Raw genomic sequence first — 20,100 nt, forward strand, 5'->3', positions numbered from 1 at the left:
CCGAAAGCAAAAGCAAGACATGGCCGACTGCCAGGCCCGAGCCAGCCAGTGCCAGGCTGTGTACAGCGCTATCCGCCACGCGGTGGCGACGATTGAATTTACCACCGATGGGCTGATCGTGGATGTAAACGATCTGTTCCTTGACGTGGTGGGCTACCACCGGGATGAGGTGGTGGGGAAGCACCATAGCCTGTTCTGTGATCGTGAAGTGGCAAACTCGGCCGAGTACCGGAAGTTCTGGGATGCGCTCCGGGCTGGCCAGGCACAGACCGATACCTTCCCGCGCCGGCGCAAGGATGGCGGCAAACTCTGGCTGGAGGCAACCTACTTCCCGGTGTATGGGGACGATGGCCGAGTGCAGCGGATCATGAAAATTGCCTCGGATGTCACCAAAAAGCAGGAGCGCCTTCGGGACCAACAAGCAGTCTTTGAATCCGTCGATCGCTCCATGGCGATTATCGAGTTCGAGCCGGACGGCACCATCATTACCGCCAATGCCAATTTCCTTGCCGCGACCGGCTACCGTTTGAGCCAGGTTGAGGGCAAACACCACCGGATGTTCTGTGATCCGGGCTTTTACCGGGATAATCCCGATTTCTGGAAGGGCCTTGCCAATGGCCAGTTCCGCAGTGGCCGTTTTCACCGCCTGCGCCAAGATGGCAGCGACCTGTGGCTGGAAGCCAGCTACAACCCGATAATGGACGAGGGTGGTCGTGTCATTAAAGTGATCAAGTTTGCCAGTGACATCACCGAACGGGTGGAAAAGGCACTGCAGACCCAGGATGCGGCAGCGGTGGCGTCATCCACTGCCACCCAGACCGCCAACATCATCGGCAAGGCGGATGAGGCGCTTCGACAGTCGAAAACCACCGCCGAACGCATTGAAGCGGGCGTGGATAAAGCCCGGGCCCTGATTGCCGACCTGAATGAGCGGTCGCAAAGCATCGAGAAAATGGTCGATACCATTGCCGGCGTCGCGGATCAGACCAACCTGTTGGCCTTGAATGCGGCCATTGAGGCCGCCCGGGCCGGAGAGCATGGCCGCGGCTTTGCCGTGGTGGCCGACGAAGTGCGAAAGCTGGCGGCCAGAACAGGCACCGCCACCGATGAAATTGCCGATGTGATTCACACCATTCTGGAGCTGTCTGGTGGCGTGGAAACCCAGATTGCCGAGGTTCTGGATGTGGCGGTGGAAGGTCGCCGGCAATCCGAGGATGCCGAGGCGGTGATCGCCGAAATCCGCGATGGCGCCAGAGCGGTACTGGCCGCTATTGATGACATAGGACGCTAAAGCCCGGACGGCTCTGAGCCGTGCTAGAGTTGTGAACAGTATCAATGTCGGCGCTGGCCGACCGAACCGGACGACAGGAGAGTGAACGTGATCAAGTCCCGCGCAGCTGTGGCGTTTGAGGCCAACAAACCGCTGGAAATTGTGGAAGTGGATGTGGCGCAGCCCAAAGAAGGCGAAGTACTGGTGAAGATCGTGGCCACAGGCGTGTGCCATACCGATGCCTACACTCTGTCCGGCGCCGACCCCGAAGGCCTGTTTCCGACCATTCTCGGCCACGAGGGCGGCGGCATTGTTGAGGCCGTGGGCCCGGGCGTAACCGGCCTGGAAGTGGGTGACCACGTGATCCCGCTGTATACCGCCGAATGCGGCAAGTGCAAATTCTGCACCTCTGGCAAGACCAACCTGTGTGGCGCCGTGCGTGAAACCCAGGGCAAGGGTGTGATGCCCGATGGCACCTCGCGCTTTTCCTACAAGGGCCAGCCGCTGTATCACTACATGGGCTGTTCCACCTTCTCTGAATACACCGTGCTGCCGGAAATCTCCCTGGCCAAGATTCCCAAGGAGGCGCCCCTGGACAAGGTGTGCCTGCTCGGTTGCGGCGTTACCACCGGCATTGGGGCGGTATTGAACACGGCCAAGGTTGAAGAAGGCGCTACGGTAGCCATCTTTGGCCTGGGCGGCATCGGCCTGGCGGCCATCATCGGCGCGACCATGGCCAAGGCCGGGCGCATCATTGCGATCGATATCAACCCCGGCAAGTTCGACATTGCCAAGCAGTTGGGTGCTACCGATGTGGTTAACCCCAACGACTACGACAAACCGCTCCAGGAAGTCATCATCGAGATGACCGACGGCGGTGCCGACTATACCTTCGAGTGTGTGGGCAACGTGAAGCTGATGCGTGCGGCGCTGGAAGCCTGTCACAAGGGATGGGGTGAAAGCACCATCATCGGCGTGGCCGGTGCCGGCGAAGAAATCAGCACCCGCCCGTTCCAGCTGGTGACCGGCCGGGTATGGCGTGGTTCCGCCTTTGGCGGCGTGAAGGGCCGTACCGAGCTGCCATCCTACGTGGAAAAAGCCGAGAAAGGCGAAATCCCGCTGGATGTGTTTATCACCCACGAAATGAAGCTGGAAGACATCAACAAGGCGTTTGACTTGATGCACGAGGGCAAGAGCATCCGGTCGGTGATTCACTTCTGACCTGGCATGGAACAGAAGTGAACCAGAGTTCCCGGGGAGAGGGCGTTCGCCCGCCCCCGGTTAATCCAGGCCTTGCAGGAGTTGTGAGGCCAGAGTCAGAGGGCATTCAATGGAAGGTACGTGCCCGATCCCATCCAGAATAACGGGATCCGACGCGCCGCTGAACTGTGCCAGTGCCTTCAGGGACTCTGGCGGTGTTGCCATATCCTCTGAGCCACCAATCAGCAGTAACGGGACCTTGTGGCCCTGTAGCTTCGCCCGGAAATCGGCTTTACCCAGCATCTCGCACAACAGGGCATAGCTGTTGGCGTCGCCCCGCCCCATGATGACTTTCCAGCCGTCCAGCAGCGCCGGCTGTTCCCGGCTGGCGTTCGTTCCGAACCAGCGGGGCACGATCTCTCCGGCCATGGCTGCCAGGCCTTTCTCCCGAACATTGGCAGCGCGTTGTCCCCAGGCTTCCGGTGTGCCGATGATGGCGCCGGTGTTGGTGAGAACCGCGGAAATCAGCCGGTCAGTGTGCTCGGCAACCAGCTGCTGGCCGATAACGCCGCCTATGGATGTGCCGGCAAAATGAAAACGGGTGCTGCCCGCCTCTTTTGCCAGAACCAGGGCTTCCTGAGCCAGGTCTTCCGGGGTGATGTCGCCGGCGGATTGCGGCCAGGCAGCGCTGGCGCCATGGCCCGGCAGATCCCAGGTCAGTACGCGGAAACGCTCCAGCAGTGTCGGGAGCATGTCGTCCCACACCCTCTGGGTCATGCCCAGAGGGTGCGCCAGCACCAACAATGGCTTTTCGCAATGACCGAGCAGGCGATAGCAAATGGTGCGATTGTTGTAATTCAGAAATGCCATGTTTTCTCCTCAAGCCGGGCCCGGTCAGACCCGTTCGATCAGTGTAGCAATACCCTGACCCACACCCACACACATGGTGCACAGGGCATAGCGACCACCGGTGCGCTGCAGCTGGTGGGCAGCAGTCTGCAGCAGGCGTGCACCAGACATACCCAGCGGATGGCCAAGGGCGATGGCACCGCCGTTCGGGTTTACCCGGGGATCGTCATCGGCAATGCTCAGCTCACGCAGCACGGCCAGGCCCTGGGCGGCAAAGGCTTCGTTCAGTTCAATCACATCGATGTCGTCGATGCTGATGCTTTGTTTCTCCAGCAGCTTATGAACCGCCGGCACCGGGCCAATGCCCATGATGCGCGGTTCCACACCTGCCGTGGCCATGCCCAGGATTTTTGCCATGGGCTTGAGACCGTGCTGTTTGACTGCGGCTTCGCTGGCCACAAGCATCGCGGCGGCACCGTCGTTAACACCGGAAGCGTTACCCGCAGTCACGCTGCCGTTCTCACGGAACGGAGCGGGAAGGGCCGCGAGTTTCTCCAAGGTGCTGGCGCGGGGATGTTCGTCGGTGTCGAACACCAGCGGGTCTTGCTTGCGGCGCGGGATGGACACCGGCACGATCTCTTCGGCGAAGACGCCTTCCTGCTGTGCTCGGGCGGTTTTCTGCTGTGAACGGAAGGCGAACAGATCCTGGTCTTCCCGGGAAATGTTGAACTGTTCGGCGACGTTCTCCGCCGTTTCCGGCATGGAGTCGATACCGTACTGCTTTTTCATCAGCGGGTTCACAAAGCGCCAGCCGATGGTGGTGTCCTCGATCTTCTGGCCCCGTGAGAAGGCACTGTCGGCTTTGCCCATCACATACGGGGCGCGAGACATGGACTCCACGCCACCGGCCAGCACCAGATTCATTTCACCGGCGCGGATGGCGCGGAAGGCGGTGCCCACAGCGTCCATGCCGGAGCCGCACAGCCGGTTGAGGGTGGTGCCGGGCACGGAGGTGGGCAAGCCGGCCAGCAACGCCGACATGCGTGCCACGTTACGGTTATCTTCTCCCGCCTGGTTGGCGCTACCCATCATCACTTCGTCGATGGCGGCGGGGTCCAGTTCCGGAGCCTGCTCCAGCACGGCCTTGAAGATATGCGCCGCCAGGTCATCCGGGCGCACGCTGGCCAGGGTGCCGCCGAAGCGGCCGATGGCCGAACGGCGGGGATGGCAGAGAAATACATCAGTCATGGTGGACCTCACTGTTGGCCAGATTGAGTTGAAGAGTGGTGGGCATTGGTGCGGGCTTTCAGGTCCCGCAGTACGTCCAGTTCTTCGGCGGTCGGTGCCGGTGTGGTTTCCAGCTGGTCGGCAAAACGGATGTCCCAGCCGGTGGCCTCGATCACGTCTTCCCGGGTCACGTTCGGGTGCAGGGAAGTCACCACCAGTTCCTTGGTCTCCGGATCCGGCTTGAGGATGCACAGGTCGGTAATGACCACCGTGGGGCCACGGCCGATATTCGGTACGTTGTCCCGGGCCTTGCCGTCACGGCCGAAGCCAACGGTGGTTACAAAGTCCACGTCCTTTACGAAGGTGCGCCGGGAGTGCTTCACGGTAATGAACACTTCCCTGGCGTTAGTGGCAATTTCCGGGGCTCCGCCACCGCCGGGCAGGCGGACTTTCGGTTCGCGGTAGTCGCCGATCAGGGTGGTGTTCAGGTTGGCGAAGCGGTCGATCTGGGCAGTGCCCAGGAAGCCGACGCTGATGTGGCCGCCCTGCAGCCAGTAGCGGAACATTTCCGGCACGGAAACGGTGGTCAGGGCCGATTCGCACAGCTCGCCGTCGCCAATAGACAGCGGTAGTACATCGGGCTTGGTCTGCAGGGTGCCGGATTCGTAGATCAGGGTGACATCCGGGGCGTGGGTCAGGCGCGCCAGGTTGGCGGCCTCGCTGGGCAGACCGATACCTACAAAGCAGGTCATGTCGTTGGTCAGCGCCCGGGCTGCCGTGACACTCATCATTTCGGAAGAGGTAAATTCAAGGCTCATCACGCAGCTCCTTTCTCGAAAACGTTGTCTTTCAGCCAGGCCTGGAAAGCATCGCGATCACGGGCAATGCCGTCCCAGTCCTTGTAGAAGGCGTTGTCACGGTCGTAGTAGCCCAGGGCATAGGAAGGCTTGGCGCCTTTCGGAGCCTCGGCAATGGCGGTAACCGCCCAGGACGGCAGCACGCAGGCGTTCACCGAAGCGCCCAGATCATCCACGATTTCCTCGACGGTGACGATGCTGCGCTTGGCCGCCAGCACCACTTCTTTCTGGATGCCGACAATGCCTTCAATCAGCACGTTGCCCTTGCGGTCGGCCCGCTGGGCGTGGATCACCGCAACATCTGGGCGAATGGAAGGCACGGCCGCCAGGCGCTCGCCGGTGAACGGGCAGTCGATGAATTTGATCTGGTCATTCACCTTGGGCAGGTCGCTGCCGACATAGCCGCGCAGGATCGCCAGTGGCAGGCCGGCAGCACCGGCTTCATAGGCGTTGGCCATGGCGGCATGACTATGCTCAAGGATTTCCAGCTTGTTCGGCCAGCCTTTCTCCACGGCATCCCGCAGGCGGTGCAGGGAGCCCACGCCGGGGTTGCCGCCCCAGGAGAAAATCAGTTTTTTCGCGCAGCCAGCGCCGATCAACTGGTCGTAGACCAGATCCGGGGTCATCCGGATCAGAGTCAGATCCCGCTTTTCCTGGCGGATGATTTCGTGGCCCGCAGCAAACGGGATCAGGTGAGTGAAGCCTTCCATCGCCACGGTGTCACCGTTGTTGATGTATTTGCTCACCGCTTCCTTGAGGGGAAGAAACTCGGCCATCGCAGTGCCTCCTGTGTCACTTCTGTGATTAGTTCGTAATACGAATATAAGTTTAATATGCGAACATGATGGCGCGATTGGTTTTGGGTCGTCAAGTACAAATTTTCACCAGTTGGCAAAAATGCACGGATGTTCGGAGTGCGAACCAGCTGTTACCATGCTCGGATATCGAGCTTTGCAGGGCGAAGGAGCCGGAATGGACGAATCGATACTGAAGCCGGGGGACCGGGATTATGTTGGAGCGCTGGCCTCGGGGTTGGAGGTGCTGCAGGCATTTGACGCCGACCACCCCAGAATGACCCTGAGCGAAGTGGCGGCCCGCACGGATATGGATCGCGCCAAGGCCAGACGGTTTTTGCTGACCCTCCACGCTCTGGGATTTGTGAAGCGTAGCGGCCGTCAGTTCGAGTTGACGCCTCGGGTGCTGCAGCTGGGTTATGCCTATCAGGCCTCCAATCAGTACCGGGCGGTGATCCAGCAGTACCTGGAAGACATCACGGCGGAGCTGGGAGAGTCGTCTTCCCTGGCGGTGCTGGATGGCGATGATGTGGTGTATGTCGTACGTTCCGCCGCCCGTCACCGGCTGATGGCGATTACATTGTCGGTCGGTACCCGGCTGCCGGCAGCCTATACCTCGATGGGGCGGGTATTGCTGGCGCAGTTACCGCAACCGGAGCTTGAAGCCTGTCTTGAACGGGTCAGGCTCGAACGCTACACCGCGTCTTCGCTGACGGACACGAACGCGTTGCGTGAAGAAATCGGCAAGGTACGCGAACAGGGCTATGCCATGGTGGACCAGGAGCTGGATCTGGGCCTGAGATCGGTGGCGGTGCCGGTGTTCAGCGGCAGCGGAGAGCTGTTGGGTGCGCTGAATATCAGTACCAACGCGGCTCGCGTCGATATGGATACCCTGCTCTATACTTATTTGCCCCGGCTGCAGGCGGTTGCCGACAAGGTTCGGCAGACGGCTCGCTGATCACGGGTAACGACCGGTCAGCCGATTCTCCACCAGTTCCGCCAGGATGGTGTTGGTCAGGCGCATGACTGCGTTCGGGTTTTCGCCACGCCGGCGGGAAGCGATCACCGGCGTGGTGATGTTGTCGTCTTCCAGCGGCATGTAATCCACGCCTTCCCGCTGCAGGCGGCGCACCTGCTCTGGCACCAGGGTGAAGCCCATGTCAGAGGCCACCAGGGATAGCGCTGTCTGCACATCATTGACCTGCTGAATCACATTCACTCTCAGGCCGCGGCGGTGAAACAGGCCCTGGGTAATGTCCGAAAAGTTCGGCCCGGCACCCGCTGGAAAGGTGATCATGGGCACCTCTGAGAGTTCTTTCATCGAAGGTGGATGACGGGTGAGCGGATGGTTTGCGGGGACGGCCGCGATCATTGGTTCGTCAAACAGGTTCTCCTGTTCCACGTCCGGATCTTCAATCCGCAGGCGGCCAAAGCCGATATCGATCTTGCCGGCTTTCAGGGCTTCCACCTGCTCCCGGGTTTTCAGTTCGTGCAGCACGATTTCCAGGTTCTTGTTCTGCCGCAGCCGGCGCACCATCAGCGGCAGCTGGCCGTAGAACACCGAGGGAACGAAGCCGATGGAGAACAGGGTTTTCCGATGCTGCGCAATCCTGCGGGTGTCTTCGATGGTGGCGCTGACCTTGTCCAGCACCTGCTTGGCCTGTTCCAGAAAGTATTCACCCCCGGTGGTCAGCTCCAGCCCCCGGGGCTTGCGAACGAACAACTCCACGCCCACTTCTTCTTCCAGCTGCTTGATGGCCCGGGTCAGGGGCGGCTGGGCAATAAACAGTTTTTCGGCAGCGCGGGTCAGGTTGCCGGCGTCGGCCACTGCGACGAAGTAGCGCAAGTGTCTCAGCTCCATCCATACCTCCAGGGTATCGGTTATTACTTAATCAATATTGGTTCACGCTGGTGAAACTTCGTACTGTTCGAATCACAGGATTTTTACCTTGCGATTCGGAGCAGCCATGTCAGCCACTATTCAGTCCATCGAAGCGATCCTGGTCGATATCCCGACCATTCGCCCGCACAAGCTATCCATGACAACCATGGGGGTTCAGACCATGGTGATTGTGCGCGTGAAGGATTCTGATGGCCTGGAAGGCCTCGGTGAGGCGACCACCATCGGTGGCCTGGCCTATGGCCCGGAAAGCCCCGAAAGCGTAAAGCTTACCATTGATACCTATTTCAAACCGCAACTGATTAATCAGCCTGCCGACAACATCAATACCCTCAGGGTAATGTTAGACCGCTCAACCCGTGGCAACAACCTGGCCAAGTCTGCCATCGAGACCGCCCTGCTGGACCTTCAGGGCAAACGTTTGAATCGCCCGGTGTCGGACCTGCTGGGCGGTGCCCTGCACCAGCACATTCCGGTGCTCTGGACCCTGGCCAGTGGCAATACTGCCAAAGATATCGAAGAGGCCCTGGGCCTGATCGAAACCCGTCGCCATTGTGACTTCAAACTCAAGATCGGTTCCCGCCCGGTGATGGAAGACGTGCGTCATGTGGCGGCGATTAAAGAAGCCGTGGGTGACAGCGCCAGTGTCCGCGTGGATGTCAATCAGGCCTGGGACGAAGCGACGGCCGCTAAAGGCATGGCCGAATTGCAGGCGGCTGGTATCGATCTGGTGGAGCAGCCAACGCCCATGAAGGATCACGCTGCGCTGGTGCGCCTGTCCGAAAAATTCCATCTGCCCATTCTGGCCGACGAGGCCGTGGCCGATGCCAAAGATCTTTACAACCTGGCCGCTGCCGGTTTCTCCGGTGCCGTGGCCATGAAAATCGCCAAGGCCGGTGGACCGGTGCAGGCACTGAAACAGGCCGCGGTGGCCCAGGCTGCCGGTATTGGTCTGTACGGCGGCACCCTGCTGGAAGGCACCATCGGCACCGCCGCTTCTCTGCATGCCTGGTCGACCCTGGAAACCCTGCACTGGGGCACCGAGATGTTCGGCCCGCTGTTGATGAAAGACGACATCGTGGCCAATCCGCTGCATTTCCATAACAACGGCGTTGACCTGCCGCAGGGCCCGGGCCTCGGCATCGAAATCGATGAAGACAAGCTGGCCCGGTATCGCCGCAAGGCCTGAGCCGACAAAGATTCAGTAAACGGAGGAATGCACATGCTGTTCAAAGTCGAAATGAAGGTGAATATTCCCCACGACATGCCCGCGGAAGTCGCCGCAGACATCAAGGCCCGGGAGAAAGCCTACGCCCAGGACCTGCAGCAGCAGGGCAAGTGGCGCCACCTGTGGCGGGTGGCCGGCAGCTACGCCAACGTCAGCATTTTTGATGTGGCTGACAACGCCGAACTGCAGGATCTGATCAGCAACCTGCCTTTGTTTCCCTATATGGACATTACCGTCGCGCCGCTGTGCCGGCACCCGTCTTCGATCCATGAGGATGATCGCTGAACGCAAACACACCGTTGCCATCTGATGACCTGATTTGAGCAACAAGAACAACAGTACTGAGGAGAACCACCATGACCGTTAAGACCATGCAAACAGCCGATGTGAAGGACCTGCTGGAGAAAGTAGCCGGCTTCAACCAGGACGGTGGAAACGAGCGGGTGAAGAAGATTGTTCACCGTTTCATGCACGATGTTTTCCAGCTGATCGAAGACTTCGATGTGACTCCGGAAGAGTTCTGGCAGGCCGTGTACTACGTTGGCGACCTGGGCAAGAACGGCGAAGCGGCCCTGCTGGCCCCGGGCCTGGGTATGGACAAGTACCTGGACATCCGGATGGATGCCGAAGACGAGCAGGCCGGCCTGGCGGGCGGCACGCCGCGCACCATCGAAGGCCCGCTGTACGTGGCCGGTGCGCCCATGAGCGAAGGTTTTACCCGCATGGACGACGGCTCGGATGACAATGCCGAGACCATGATCCTGACCGGCCAGGTGACGGACGAGAATGGTAATCCGCTGGTGAATGCGGTGGTGGATGTGTGGCACGCCAACACCATGGGCAACTACTCCTACTTTGATCAGTCCCAGAGCGAGTACAACCTGCGCCGCCGTATTCGCACCGACGAAAACGGCCGTTACACCGCCCGGTCCATCATCCCGGCTGGTTACGGTTGCCCGCCCGAAGGTTCCACCCAGGCGCTGCTGAACCTGCTTGGTCGCCATGGCAACCGCCCGGCCCATATCCACTTCTTTATCTCCAAGTCCGGCTTCAAGCACCTGACCACCCAGATCAACCTGGCGGGTGACGAGTACACCTACGACGACTTTGCCTTCGCAACCCGCGAAGAGCTGGTAGTCGAAGCCAACCGCATTGACGACCCGGCGCAGGCCGAGGGGTATGGCCTGAACAAACCGTTCACCAAAGTGGAATTCAACATCCAGCTGGTCTCCACCGACAAGCCAGAGCTGCAGAACCGCCACGAGCGCAAGCGTGCGCTGGAAGGCGAAGCCGCTTAAGCCATCAACCTTTAATTGACACGTTTTGTGATCCGACCGGCCCGCACATGCGGGCCGGCACCGGGGCCCCTCGCGCCCGAAAAAACGGTAGTCACAACAACAAGAGGGAGTGACGAACATGACTCGCCAACTCGACAGACTTGAAAAGCAGATCCGTGGGGCGGTAGAAGCCGACCCGACCACCGGCCACTACCGCTGTGATCACAGCATCTTCACCGACGAGGAGCTGTTTGAGCTGGAGATGAAACACATCTTCGAAGGCAACTGGATTTTCCTGGCTCATGAAAGCCAGATTGAGAATCCGGGCGACTACTACACCACCACGGTGGGTCGTCAGCCGGTGATCATCACCCGGACCAAGGATGGCGAGCTCAAGGCGATTCTGAACACCTGTACCCACCGCGGTGCCACCCTGTGCCGCAAAAAGCGCGGCAACAAGACCTCCTTCACCTGCCCGTTCCACGGCTGGACCTTCAAGAACGACGGCAAGCTGCTGAAGGCCAAGGATCAGAAGAAAGGTGGTTACCCGGACAGCTTCAACGTGGACGGCTCCCACGACCTGAAACAGCTGCCGAAGTTTGAAAACTATCGCGGCTTCCTGTTTGGCAGCCTGAATGCCGACGTGCTGCCGCTGGAAGAGTATCTGGGCGAAACCACCAAGGTGCTGGATGCCATCGTCGACCAGGCGACGGAAGGCCTGGAGATTCTGCGCGGCGCGTCTACCTACACCTACGAGGGTAACTGGAAGCTGACCGCCGAAAACGGCGCCGACGGTTACCACGTCAGCACCGTGCACTGGAATTACCTGTCTACCATGGGCCAGCGCAACTATGAGAAGGGTGGCACCGAGGCGGTGGACGCCAAGAGCTGGTCTAACGAAGGCGGCTTCTACTCCTTCGACAACGGCCACATGATGCTGTGGACCCGCCTGACCAATCCGGAAGTGCGCCCGGTCTACAACCAGCTGGAGCGCCTCGAACAGGAAGTGGGTGAGGCGAAGGCTGACTTTATCGTGCGCACCACCAAAAACCTGTGCCTGTACCCGAACGTGTACGTGATGGACCAGTTCTCCACCCAGATCCGGGTACTGCGCCCGATCGACGTCAACAAGACCGAGATCACCATCTACTGCTGGGCGCCCAAGGGTGAATCTGCCGAGAACCGTGCCAAGCGCATTCGCCAGTACGAAGACTTCTTCAACGTCTCCGGCATGGGCACCCCGGACGACCTGGAAGAATTCCGGGGCTGTCAGGAGGGTTACTACGCCAAGGGGGTGAAGTGGAATGACATGAGCCGTGGTGCGCAGCACTGGATCGAAGGTGCCGACGACTGGGCCAAGCGCATCGATATGAAGCCGATTCTCAGTGGCGCCAAACCGGAAGACGAAGGTCTTTACGTCACCCATCACCAGCACTGGGTGGAGGAGATGACCAAGGCCATTGAAACCGAGCGCGCACGCTTTATTTCGCTGTCAGAGGAGGCTTCCGCATGAGCATGTCATACGAGCAGATCCAGGCCTTTATCTACCGGGAAGCCCGTTTGCTGGATGACCGCCAGTGGGATGAGTGGCTGAAGTGCTACCACGAAGATGCCACCTACTGGATGCCGGCGTGGGACGACAACGACGAGTTGACCGAAGACCCGCAGACCGAGATCTCGTTGATCTACTACCCGAACCGTAACGGCCTGGAAGATCGCGTCTACCGACTGAAAACCGAGCGTTCCGGCGCCAGTTCCATTCCGGAACCGCGCACCGTGCACCTCACCAGCAACCTCGAAATCCTGGAGCGGGACGGCGACACCGTGAAAATCCGGTTCAACTGGCATACCAACAGCCACCGCTACCACAAAACCCAGAGCTTCTTCGGCGTGTCTTTCTACACCCTCGACTGCAGTGGTGAACAGCCGCTGATCACCGGGAAGAAAGTGGTTCTGAAAAACGACTACATCAATCAGGTGATTGATATCTATCACCTGTAATTGATGGGGAGAGCATCATCATGAGTTACAACATCGCGCTTAATTTTGAAGACGGCGTTACCCGTGTGATCACCTGCAACGAAGGTGAAACTGTACTCGACGCCGCCTACCGGGCCCAGATCAACCTGCCCATGGACTGTTCCGACGGTGTCTGCGGAACCTGCAAGGGTTCCTGCCACCAGGGCGAGTTCGATATGGGCGACGAGTACATCGACGAGGCGCTGTCTGACGAGGAAGCCGAGCAGGGCATGGTGCTGACCTGTCAGATGGTGCCCTCCAGCGACTGTGTGGTGGAAATTCCGGCCGCTGCATCGCTGTGCAGCAAGGCCGGTAACGAGTCCGTGACCGGTACTGTGGGCGAGGTCAACCTGATTTCCCCGACCGCCATCGAGCTGAAGATCACCGCAGATGCGGATATCGGCTTCCTGCCGGGCCAGTATGTGAACATTCAGGTGCCGGGTACCGAGGAAACCCGGGCCTACTCATTCAGCTCCCGCCCGGGCAGCCGCGAGCTGAGCTTCCTGATCCGCAACGTGCCGGGAGGTTTGATGAGCTCCTGGCTGGTGGGTAAGGCCAAGACCGGTGACAAGATGACCCTGACCGGCCCCATGGGCGTGTTCTACCTGCGCCCGGTCCAGCGCCCGGTGCTGATGCTGGCGGGTGGAACGGGCCTGGCGCCGTTCCTGGCCATGCTCGAAAGCCTGAAGGAAAAGGGCTGCGAGCAGCCCACTCACATGATCTACGGCGTCACCAACGACGATGACCTGGTGGGACTGGCAGCTTTGGAAGCATTTGCCGAAGCCATAGACAACTTCACCTTCAAGACCGTGGTGGCCAGCGACGAAAGCATGCACCCACGCAAGGGTTATGTGACCAACCACATGGAAGACGCCCCCATCAACGATGGTGATGTGGACGTTTACCTGTGTGGGCCACCTCCGATGGTCGATGCGGTGCTGGGTTATTTCCGGGAACAGGGAATTGAGCCCAACTCGTTCCACTACGAGAAGTTCACCCCCAGCGTATCGGCCGTTGAGGAGAAAGTGGCATGACCCCGCGCTTCACCGACAAGGTGATGGTAGTGACGGGGGCCGCCCAGGGCATTGGCCGGCGGGTGGCCGAACTGGCCGCCGACGAAGGTGCCCGTCTGGTACTGGTGGACATCGCGGACTACGTGCAGGGCGTTGCTGCCGAGCTGCGCGACCAGGGCGCCGATGCCCTGGCCGTGCAGGCCAACCTGGAAACCTGGGAAGGCGCAGAAAGGGTGATGGCCAAAGCCCACGAGCAGTATGGCCGCATCGACATCCTGATCAACAACGTCGGTGGCACCATTTGGGCTCAGCCCTTCGAGCATTACCAGCCGGAGCAGATTCAGAAGGAAATCCAGCGTTCGTTGTTCCCGACCCTGTGGTGCTGCCGCGCCGTTCTGCCCTACATGGTGGAGCAGAAAGGGGGTGCCATCGTGAACGTGTCATCGGTGGCCACCCGTGGTCTGATGCGGGTGCCCTACGGCGCCGCCAAGGGTGGGGTGAACGCCATGACCGTGAACCTGGCGTTTGAGTATGCCGAGCACGGCATCCGGGTGAACGCCACCGCGCCGGGTGGCACCGAAGCACCTCCCCGGCTGACGCCACGGAACACCGAGGCGCAGGGCGAACAGGAAAAAGTCTGGTATCAGACCCTGATTGACCAGACCAATGCCAGCAGCTTCATGCACCGCTACGGCACCCTGGATGAGCAGGCGCAGCCGATCCTGTTCCTGGCATCCGATGCTGCCAACTATATCACCGGAACCATCCTGCCCGTGGCCGGGGGCGACTGCGGCTGACGGGCATTCAACCCAACCTCCGACAAAAACAAGATATGGAGTGACAGACCCATGAGAAATATAGACGTCAACGACGTTATCGATAACGCCACCTTTACCAGATTCCACTGGAAGGTGTTGTTCTGGTGCACCCTGATCATCATTTTTGATGGCTATGACCTGGTGATCTACGGCGTGGTACTGCCACTACTGATGGAGCAGTGGAACCTGAACCCCTATGTGGCCGGGCTGCTGGGCAGCAGTGCCCTGTTTGGGATGATGTTCGGCGCCATGGGCTTTGGCATGCTCTCTGATCGGCTCGGGCGCAAGAAAACCATCCTGATGTGTGTGGTGCTGTTCAGTCTCACCACCGTCATTAACGGCTTCGCCACCACGCCCTGGCAGTTCGGTATTCTGCGTTTTATCGCCGGTTTGGGTATTGGCGGGGTGATGCCCAATGTGGTCTCGCTGATGAGCGAGTACTCGCCTAAAAAGAGCCGTAGTACCCTGGTGGCACTGATGTTTTCCGGTTATGCCGTCGGTGGCATGATGTCGGCGGGTCTGGGCATCTGGATCGTGCCGAATTTTGGCTGGGAAATCATGTTCTATCTCGCTGCGGTGCCCCTGCTGCTGTTGCCGCTGATGATGAAGTTCCTGCCGGAATCCGTGGCTTTTCTTATGGCACAGAAGCGTGAAGGGGAGGCTCGCAGCATCCTGCAGAAAGTGGCACCGGTACACGACATCAGCGAAATGGATACCCTGACCGTGCCGGCTGCGACAGAAAGCAAGGCGCCGGTTCTGGAATTGTTCCGGGGCGGTCGTGCCTTCAGCACCTTAATGTTCTGGATTGCCTTCTTCTGCTGCCTGCTGATGGTCTATGCTCTGGGCTCCTGGTTGCCAAAGCTGATGTCTCTGGCCGGCTATGAGCTGAGCTCCAGCCTGATGTTCCTGATGGTGTTGAACATCGGTGCGATCTTCGGCGCTGTGGGCGGCGGCTGGCTGGCAGATCGATTGTCCCTGCGCACGGTGCTGGTCAGCTTCTTTATTCTGGCCTCGGTGTCGCTGGTCATGCTCGGCTATGAGAGCCCGATGTGGTTCCTGTATACCTTGATGGGCGTGGCCGGTGCCACGACCATTGGCTCGCAGATCCTGCTCTACGCCTATGTGGCCCAGTACTACCCAACCAATATCCGTTCCACCGGCTTGGGCTGGGCATCGGGCATTGGCCGTAATGGCGCCATTGTCGGGCCCATGATTGGCGGTACGCTGCTGGCTCTGGCCTTGCCGCACCATATGAATTTCCTGGCCCTGGCGATTCCCGGCGCCATTGCCACCGTCGCTATTGCCCTGGTGGGCCGGCAATTTGGCCCGGCGCGGGAGCGTGAGAACGCAGAGGTGAGCCTGGCAACCAGTAACTGATGAATCAGCGTTGAGGTGACCTTGAGGGACAGTCAGTCATTCGGACCCCTCTTTGCCCCGGCACGATCGTGACCGGGGCTTTTTTGCTGTTACACAGCTCAAACAGAATTCAATAACAAGGAGCTGAACATGCCCCAGTTGTTTCGGGACTTGTCTGTGTCTGCGGTTGCCGCAGGATTTCTGGCGGTGCTGGTGTCCTATGCCGGGCCTTTGGCGATTTTCTTCCAGGCCGGAGCGGCAGCGAATGTGTCGCCGGAGATGATGACCTCCTGGGTCTGGGCCATCTCCATGGGAGCGGCGGTTTCGGGAATTTTCCTGTCGATATGGCTCAAAGCACCTATAGTCACGGCCTGGTCGGCGCCGGGGACGGCGTTGTTGGTGGTACTGTTTCCGGAGCTTTCGCTTAACGAAGCCGTGGGGGCGTACATCACCGCCGCGCTGATTATCTTTGTCATTGGTGTTTCCGGCACCTTCGATGCGTTTGTGCGCGTCATTCCCAAAGGGGTGGCGGCGGGTATGATGGCGGGCATCCTGTTTCAGTTTGGTCTGGGCGCCTTTGCTGCCATTGAAACCACGCCGGCCCTGGCCATCGGCATGCTGGTTGCCTATGTGGTGTTTCGTCGCTTTACCCCGAAATACACGTTGGTGCTTTTGCTGATGGCCGGGATCATCCTGGCGGTAGTGCTGGAGAATGCCTCCCTGGCCGGTGTAAGCCTGAACCTGGCGGAGCCCAGACTCATCACACCGGAATGGAGCTTTGGCGCTACCCTCAGCCTGGCCATTCCCCTGGTGCTGGTGAGCCTGACTGGCCAGTTCCTGCCCGGCATGGCCATTCTCCGGGGCGCGGGCTATCGGGTGAAAGCCAAGCCGGTGATTGCGGTGGCCAGCCTTGTGTCCCTGCCCATGGCGCTGTTCGGCGGCATTACCACGGTGGTGGCGGCCATTACCGCCGCGATCTGTACGGGCGAGGATGCTCATGAAAACCCGGACAAGCGTTATGTGGCCGGGGTATTTAATGGCGTGTTCTATCTGGTGGGAGCAATGTTTGCCGGCACCATTGTCGCCTTATTTACTTCATTACCTTCGGCCTTTGTGGCGGTGCTGGCGGGCCTGGCATTGCTGGGGGCTATTGCCAATAACCTGTTTGCCGCACTGGAGGAGGTCAGTCACCGGGAGGCGTCGCTGATCACCTTTCTGGTGACCGCGTCCGGATTATCGCTGATCGGATTGTCGTCGGCGTTCTGGGGGGTGGTGATCGGTTACGGTTGTTACCGGGTGCTCAACGGCGGGAAATAGAATTGGGCTGGCAGGCGCCAGCCCAATCGGGACGTCAGCCTTGCTGAAGGGCCTGCAGCACAGCCTTGGCAGCGCCTTCGGAAGACGCCGGGTTCTGGCCGGTAATCAGCTTGCCGTCCACCACAATGTGCGGTGCCCAGTCATCGCCCCGGCTGTAACGGGCGTTGTTCTGCTTGAGCATGTCTTCCAGCAGGAAGGGCACAATATTGGTGAGCTGCACAGCGTCTTCTTCGGTGTTGCTGAAACCGGTGACTTCACGGCCGCCCACGATGTTCTGGTCCGGTTTTATGAACACATTCTTGAACACGGCAGGAGCATGGCATACGGCGCCGATCACCTTGTCCTGTTCGTACGCGGTTTTGATCAGGGCTACCGACTTGTCATCCTCGGCCAGATCCCACAGCGGGCCATGGCCACCGGGGTAGAAGATGGCGTCGTACTGATTCATGTCCACGTCGGCCAGTTTTCTGGTGCTGGCCAGCATTTCCCGGGCATGGGTGTCTTCACTGAACCGCCGGGTGGACTCGGTCAGTGCATCTTCAGCCTCGCTGTTCGGGTCAACCGGTGGCTGGCCGCCCTTAGGGGATGCGAGGGTGATGTCGGCGCCTGCGTCTTTGAATACGTAGAACGGCGCAGTGAATTCTTCCAGCCAGAAACCGGTTTTATGGCCGGTGTCGCCCATCTGGTCGTGGGAGGTTAGTACCATCAGAATCTTCATACCAGTCGACCCTCCTGTCGGGAGTCCGGGTGTATTTCGTTCGTCTCACTACATCAAATTGTGATGATCGCTAGGTTTTCAACCGTCAGTACGTTGGCACTGGCATATTGGATGCTCATTAACGGCTATACTGCGAGGGTAGTTATCGCACATGTAACGTCATGGACCAGGACGGATTTATATGAGGTGGATTGCCTTGAAAGGCGTGCTTTCCGGCATTCTGATGCTGCTTTGGGCGCCTGGTGTTCTTTCACAACAGGGCACTGAAACAGTAGAGCCATTGACGGTGACCGTTGGCGTTGACCACTCGCCGCCCTACCGTATTCTCGGGCCGTCGCAAAAATCCGGTCTTTATCTTGAGCTATTCGAGGAAATTGCCGACCGGCTAGGCTGGCGTGTGCAGTACCGGGAGGCGCCATTCCGGCGCATCCTGCTGCTGATGCGCAGGGGTGAGGTGGATGTCATGCTGGGGCCGCTGCGTACCGAAGAACGGGAAGAATTCATGACCTTCGTGGCTCCGGCTTTTCCGCCGGAGCGGCGTTTGTTTTTCTACGTGAGCGAGAGTAACCGTATTGAGCGATACAGCGATCTGCCGGGAAAAGTCATCGGTATTCTGGAGGGCGCCCGTTACTTTACCCGGTTTGACAACGATCAGGCTCTGCATAAAGAGTCTGCGGCCCACTACGAAAACCTGATGATGATGCTTCAAAGAGGGCGGGTTGATGTCGTGGTGGCCCCCGAGCTGGTTGGTTTGTATACGCTGAGAGCCCAGGGGATAGACGCGAACATTTCACCGTTCTTCGTGCCGGGTGACCGCTCCTGGATTGCGGTTTCGAACCAGTCTCCTGCCCGCCGGTATGCAGAAGATATAAGGGCAGCCCTGAAATTGATTGAACGCGAGGGGATTCGGGAAGACCTTGTGCTGAAGTACCAGGAACAAAAAGCCTATTGATCGATTTCCATGGTTTATACCGATGCTCCCCTGCTAAAAGGAACTTAGGGTGCTTACCTTTGTCTGTGATCGTTTGACAGGTTTTGGCAAAGGAACTGGTATGAAGACGATTCGATTGTGGGATCTCCCCACCCGGCTGTTCCACTGGTTGTTGGTAATTGCTGTGGTTGGGGCAGTGGTTACGGTCAAACTGGGCGCTGGCTGGATGGCCTGGCATGAGCGTTTTGGACTGGCGGTTGTTGGCTTGCTGGCGTTCCGGGTGGTCTGGGGGCTGGTGGGCTCCACTTACGCGCGCTTCAGTCAGTTTATATCGGGGCCAGGGGCGATGATCCGTTATCTTAGGGGGCAGTGGCAGGGCGCAGGCCACAATCCCCTTGGTGCCTGGTCGGTGCTGTTGTTACTGGGACTGTTCGGTTTTCAGGCTGTTACCGGTTTATTTTCCAATGATGAAATTGCCTTTAACGGCCCACTCTACCGGCTGGTGTCGTCGGGCTGGAGCGATACCCTGAGCAGCTGGCACCGTCTCATGGAATGGGGGCTGTACGCCGTGGTTGCCCTTCATGTCCTGGCGGTGCTGTTTTACACCCACGTGCGTAAGGATAATCTGGTAAAGCCGATGGTGACTGGTCGAAAGCAGGTTCAGAGCTCAGAGCTGAAAGACGCCAGCGGCGGTGGCTGGCTGGCAATGATCATTGCACTGGCGATTGCCGTTGCTGTGGTCTGGGCGGCGAGTGGCGGGCTGGTTCCGCCACCGCCGCCACCGCCCCAGAATCTGGGTTGGTAAGCCCCTTGGCCTACTTGGCGCGGAAGTTGTCGTGGCAAGCCTTGCAGGTTTCACCAACTTTGGCGAACTGGCGTGCAATCGCGGCCTGGTCGCCGGCTGCAGCCAGTTCCTGCAGTGCGTTGGCTTCACGGACGAAGCTGACCGCAATTTCCTGAACCTTCATCGGCTCCTCAAAGAAGTTGGGCTTGAGGCGGGTGTTCTCGGCCCGGTCATTGGCGCTGTCACGGCTGTAAAGCACGCTCATGCCGGAGTTGGCCACGGCTGCAATGGCTTTGGCGGCTGCGGCAACCTGGTTCTGGTCAAACGCTGCGGAGCCATCCACGGTCTGGGCCTTGATTTTGCCCATGTTCCAGGACGCAAACTGGTAGGCGGCCTGGCGGGTTTCGATCTGGTCTTCCACGCTCATCTGGGCCACGGTCGGGGTTGAGATCGCGGCCGCAAGCACCGCAACGGAAACAAAACGTTTATTCATTCCAGGTCCCTCTCTTGGTGTGATTGGTGATAATGCAAAAATGCTCTAT

General features: G+C 59.5%; 20 protein-coding genes and 2 pseudogenes. 15 read left to right on the forward strand and 7 right to left on the reverse strand.

What is annotated here, in order from left to right; genetic code table 11:
- Positions 1-19: 19 nt before the first annotated feature.
- From ACF8YQ_RS01285 to ACF8YQ_RS01295, 3 genes and pseudogenes are all read left to right on the forward strand, one after another.
- Positions 20-751, forward strand: a pseudogene (locus ACF8YQ_RS01285) (PAS domain-containing protein); the annotation flags it as partial.
- Between the two features lie 159 nt (positions 752-910).
- A pseudogene (locus ACF8YQ_RS01290) lies at positions 911-1,291 on the forward strand (methyl-accepting chemotaxis protein); the annotation flags it as partial.
- A gap of 87 nt (positions 1,292-1,378) precedes the next feature.
- Complete coding sequence (locus tag ACF8YQ_RS01295; RefSeq protein ID WP_396622370.1) at positions 1,379-2,491, forward strand: S-(hydroxymethyl)glutathione dehydrogenase/class III alcohol dehydrogenase; 1,113 nt, start codon at positions 1,379-1,381, stop codon at positions 2,489-2,491.
- 60 nt (positions 2,492-2,551) lie between these two features.
- Here the strand turns inward: ACF8YQ_RS01295 and ACF8YQ_RS01300 are convergent, their stop codons facing one another.
- Genes ACF8YQ_RS01300 through ACF8YQ_RS01315 form a run of 4 tightly spaced genes read right to left on the reverse strand, consistent with a single transcriptional unit; the run spans position 2,552 to position 6,179 of the window.
- Positions 2,552-3,340 carry an alpha/beta fold hydrolase gene (locus ACF8YQ_RS01300; RefSeq protein ID WP_396622371.1) on the reverse strand — a complete coding sequence of 263 codons (789 nt, stop codon included), beginning with the start codon at positions 3,338-3,340 and terminating at the stop codon, positions 2,552-2,554.
- A 24-nt stretch (positions 3,341-3,364) separates the two neighbouring features.
- A complete protein-coding gene (gene pcaF, locus ACF8YQ_RS01305; RefSeq protein ID WP_396622372.1) occupies positions 3,365-4,567 on the reverse strand; it encodes a 3-oxoadipyl-CoA thiolase in 1,203 nt (400 codons plus the stop codon).
- Between the two features lie 8 nt (positions 4,568-4,575).
- The gene (locus ACF8YQ_RS01310; protein ID WP_396622373.1) at positions 4,576-5,364 is read right to left on the reverse strand and encodes a CoA-transferase subunit beta; all 789 of its coding nucleotides are present in this window, start codon (positions 5,362-5,364) and stop codon (positions 4,576-4,578) included.
- On the reverse strand, positions 5,364-6,179 hold the full coding sequence (locus ACF8YQ_RS01315) for a CoA transferase subunit A (protein WP_396622374.1): 816 nt from the start codon (positions 6,177-6,179) through the stop codon (positions 5,364-5,366). Before ACF8YQ_RS01315 ends, ACF8YQ_RS01310 begins: the two co-directional genes overlap by 1 nt.
- Before the next feature lie 196 nt (positions 6,180-6,375).
- Between ACF8YQ_RS01315 and ACF8YQ_RS01320 the strand changes: the two genes are divergently transcribed.
- Positions 6,376-7,155, forward strand: a complete 780-nt coding sequence (locus tag ACF8YQ_RS01320; protein ID WP_396622375.1) for an IclR family transcriptional regulator C-terminal domain-containing protein — start codon at positions 6,376-6,378, stop codon at positions 7,153-7,155.
- Here the strand turns inward: ACF8YQ_RS01320 and ACF8YQ_RS01325 are convergent, their stop codons facing one another.
- Positions 7,156-8,058, reverse strand: coding sequence for a LysR family transcriptional regulator (locus ACF8YQ_RS01325; protein WP_396622376.1), 903 nt, complete (start codon positions 8,056-8,058; stop codon positions 7,156-7,158).
- Positions 8,059-8,164: 106 nt separating this feature from the next.
- Here ACF8YQ_RS01325 and ACF8YQ_RS01330 point away from each other — a divergent pair, with 106 nt between their 5' ends.
- The 9 genes from ACF8YQ_RS01330 (at position 8,165) to ACF8YQ_RS01370 (ending at position 17,125) form a co-directional block, all read left to right on the forward strand.
- Positions 8,165-9,286, forward strand: coding sequence for a muconate/chloromuconate family cycloisomerase (locus tag ACF8YQ_RS01330; protein ID WP_396622377.1), 1,122 nt, complete (start codon positions 8,165-8,167; stop codon positions 9,284-9,286).
- A 33-nt stretch (positions 9,287-9,319) separates the two neighbouring features.
- Entirely contained in the window at positions 9,320-9,610 is a 291-nt protein-coding gene (catC, locus tag ACF8YQ_RS01335) for a muconolactone Delta-isomerase (RefSeq protein WP_396622378.1), read from the forward strand.
- Between the two features lie 71 nt (positions 9,611-9,681).
- Positions 9,682-10,623, forward strand: a complete 942-nt coding sequence (gene catA / locus ACF8YQ_RS01340) for a catechol 1,2-dioxygenase (RefSeq protein WP_273030694.1) — start codon at positions 9,682-9,684, stop codon at positions 10,621-10,623.
- Between the two features lie 118 nt (positions 10,624-10,741).
- The gene (locus ACF8YQ_RS01345) at positions 10,742-12,115 is read left to right on the forward strand and encodes a Rieske 2Fe-2S domain-containing protein (protein ID WP_396622379.1); all 1,374 of its coding nucleotides are present in this window, start codon (positions 10,742-10,744) and stop codon (positions 12,113-12,115) included.
- Positions 12,112-12,603 carry a benzoate 1,2-dioxygenase small subunit gene (benB, locus tag ACF8YQ_RS01350; RefSeq protein WP_396622380.1) on the forward strand — a complete coding sequence of 164 codons (492 nt, stop codon included), beginning with the start codon at positions 12,112-12,114 and terminating at the stop codon, positions 12,601-12,603. The genes ACF8YQ_RS01345 and benB overlap by 4 nt, the downstream gene beginning before the upstream one ends.
- Before the next feature lie 20 nt (positions 12,604-12,623).
- Positions 12,624-13,655 carry a benzoate 1,2-dioxygenase electron transfer component BenC gene (benC, locus tag ACF8YQ_RS01355; protein WP_396622381.1) on the forward strand — a complete coding sequence of 344 codons (1,032 nt, stop codon included), beginning with the start codon at positions 12,624-12,626 and terminating at the stop codon, positions 13,653-13,655.
- Positions 13,652-14,431 carry a benzoate diol dehydrogenase BenD gene (benD, locus tag ACF8YQ_RS01360; protein ID WP_396622382.1) on the forward strand — a complete coding sequence of 260 codons (780 nt, stop codon included), beginning with the start codon at positions 13,652-13,654 and terminating at the stop codon, positions 14,429-14,431. Before benC ends, benD begins: the two co-directional genes overlap by 4 nt.
- 51 nt (positions 14,432-14,482) lie before the next feature.
- Positions 14,483-15,829 (forward strand): MFS transporter, encoded by a 1,347-nt coding sequence (locus ACF8YQ_RS01365; RefSeq protein WP_396622383.1) that lies wholly within the window; start codon positions 14,483-14,485, stop codon positions 15,827-15,829.
- A gap of 129 nt (positions 15,830-15,958) precedes the next feature.
- The gene (locus tag ACF8YQ_RS01370) at positions 15,959-17,125 is read left to right on the forward strand and encodes a benzoate/H(+) symporter BenE family transporter (RefSeq protein ID WP_396622384.1); all 1,167 of its coding nucleotides are present in this window, start codon (positions 15,959-15,961) and stop codon (positions 17,123-17,125) included.
- A 34-nt stretch (positions 17,126-17,159) separates the two neighbouring features.
- On the opposite strand, the gene ACF8YQ_RS01375 is transcribed toward ACF8YQ_RS01370, so the two are convergent.
- Positions 17,160-17,843 (reverse strand): type 1 glutamine amidotransferase domain-containing protein, encoded by a 684-nt coding sequence (locus ACF8YQ_RS01375; RefSeq protein WP_396622385.1) that lies wholly within the window; start codon positions 17,841-17,843, stop codon positions 17,160-17,162.
- A 181-nt stretch (positions 17,844-18,024) separates the two neighbouring features.
- Here ACF8YQ_RS01375 and ACF8YQ_RS01380 point away from each other — a divergent pair, with 181 nt between their 5' ends.
- Complete coding sequence (locus tag ACF8YQ_RS01380) at positions 18,025-18,795, forward strand: substrate-binding periplasmic protein (RefSeq protein ID WP_396622386.1); 771 nt, start codon at positions 18,025-18,027, stop codon at positions 18,793-18,795.
- A 100-nt stretch (positions 18,796-18,895) separates the two neighbouring features.
- Positions 18,896-19,579, forward strand: a complete 684-nt coding sequence (locus ACF8YQ_RS01385) for a cytochrome b/b6 domain-containing protein (RefSeq protein ID WP_278803691.1) — start codon at positions 18,896-18,898, stop codon at positions 19,577-19,579.
- A 10-nt stretch (positions 19,580-19,589) separates the two neighbouring features.
- Here the strand turns inward: ACF8YQ_RS01385 and ACF8YQ_RS01390 are convergent, their stop codons facing one another.
- On the reverse strand, positions 19,590-20,051 hold the full coding sequence (locus tag ACF8YQ_RS01390) for a cytochrome c (protein WP_011783880.1): 462 nt from the start codon (positions 20,049-20,051) through the stop codon (positions 19,590-19,592).
- Between the last annotated feature and the right edge of the window lie 49 nt (positions 20,052-20,100).

Source organism: Marinobacter sp. W-8 (genome assembly GCF_044342215.1).
Lineage (GTDB): Bacteria > Pseudomonadota > Gammaproteobacteria > Pseudomonadales > Oleiphilaceae > Marinobacter > Marinobacter nauticus.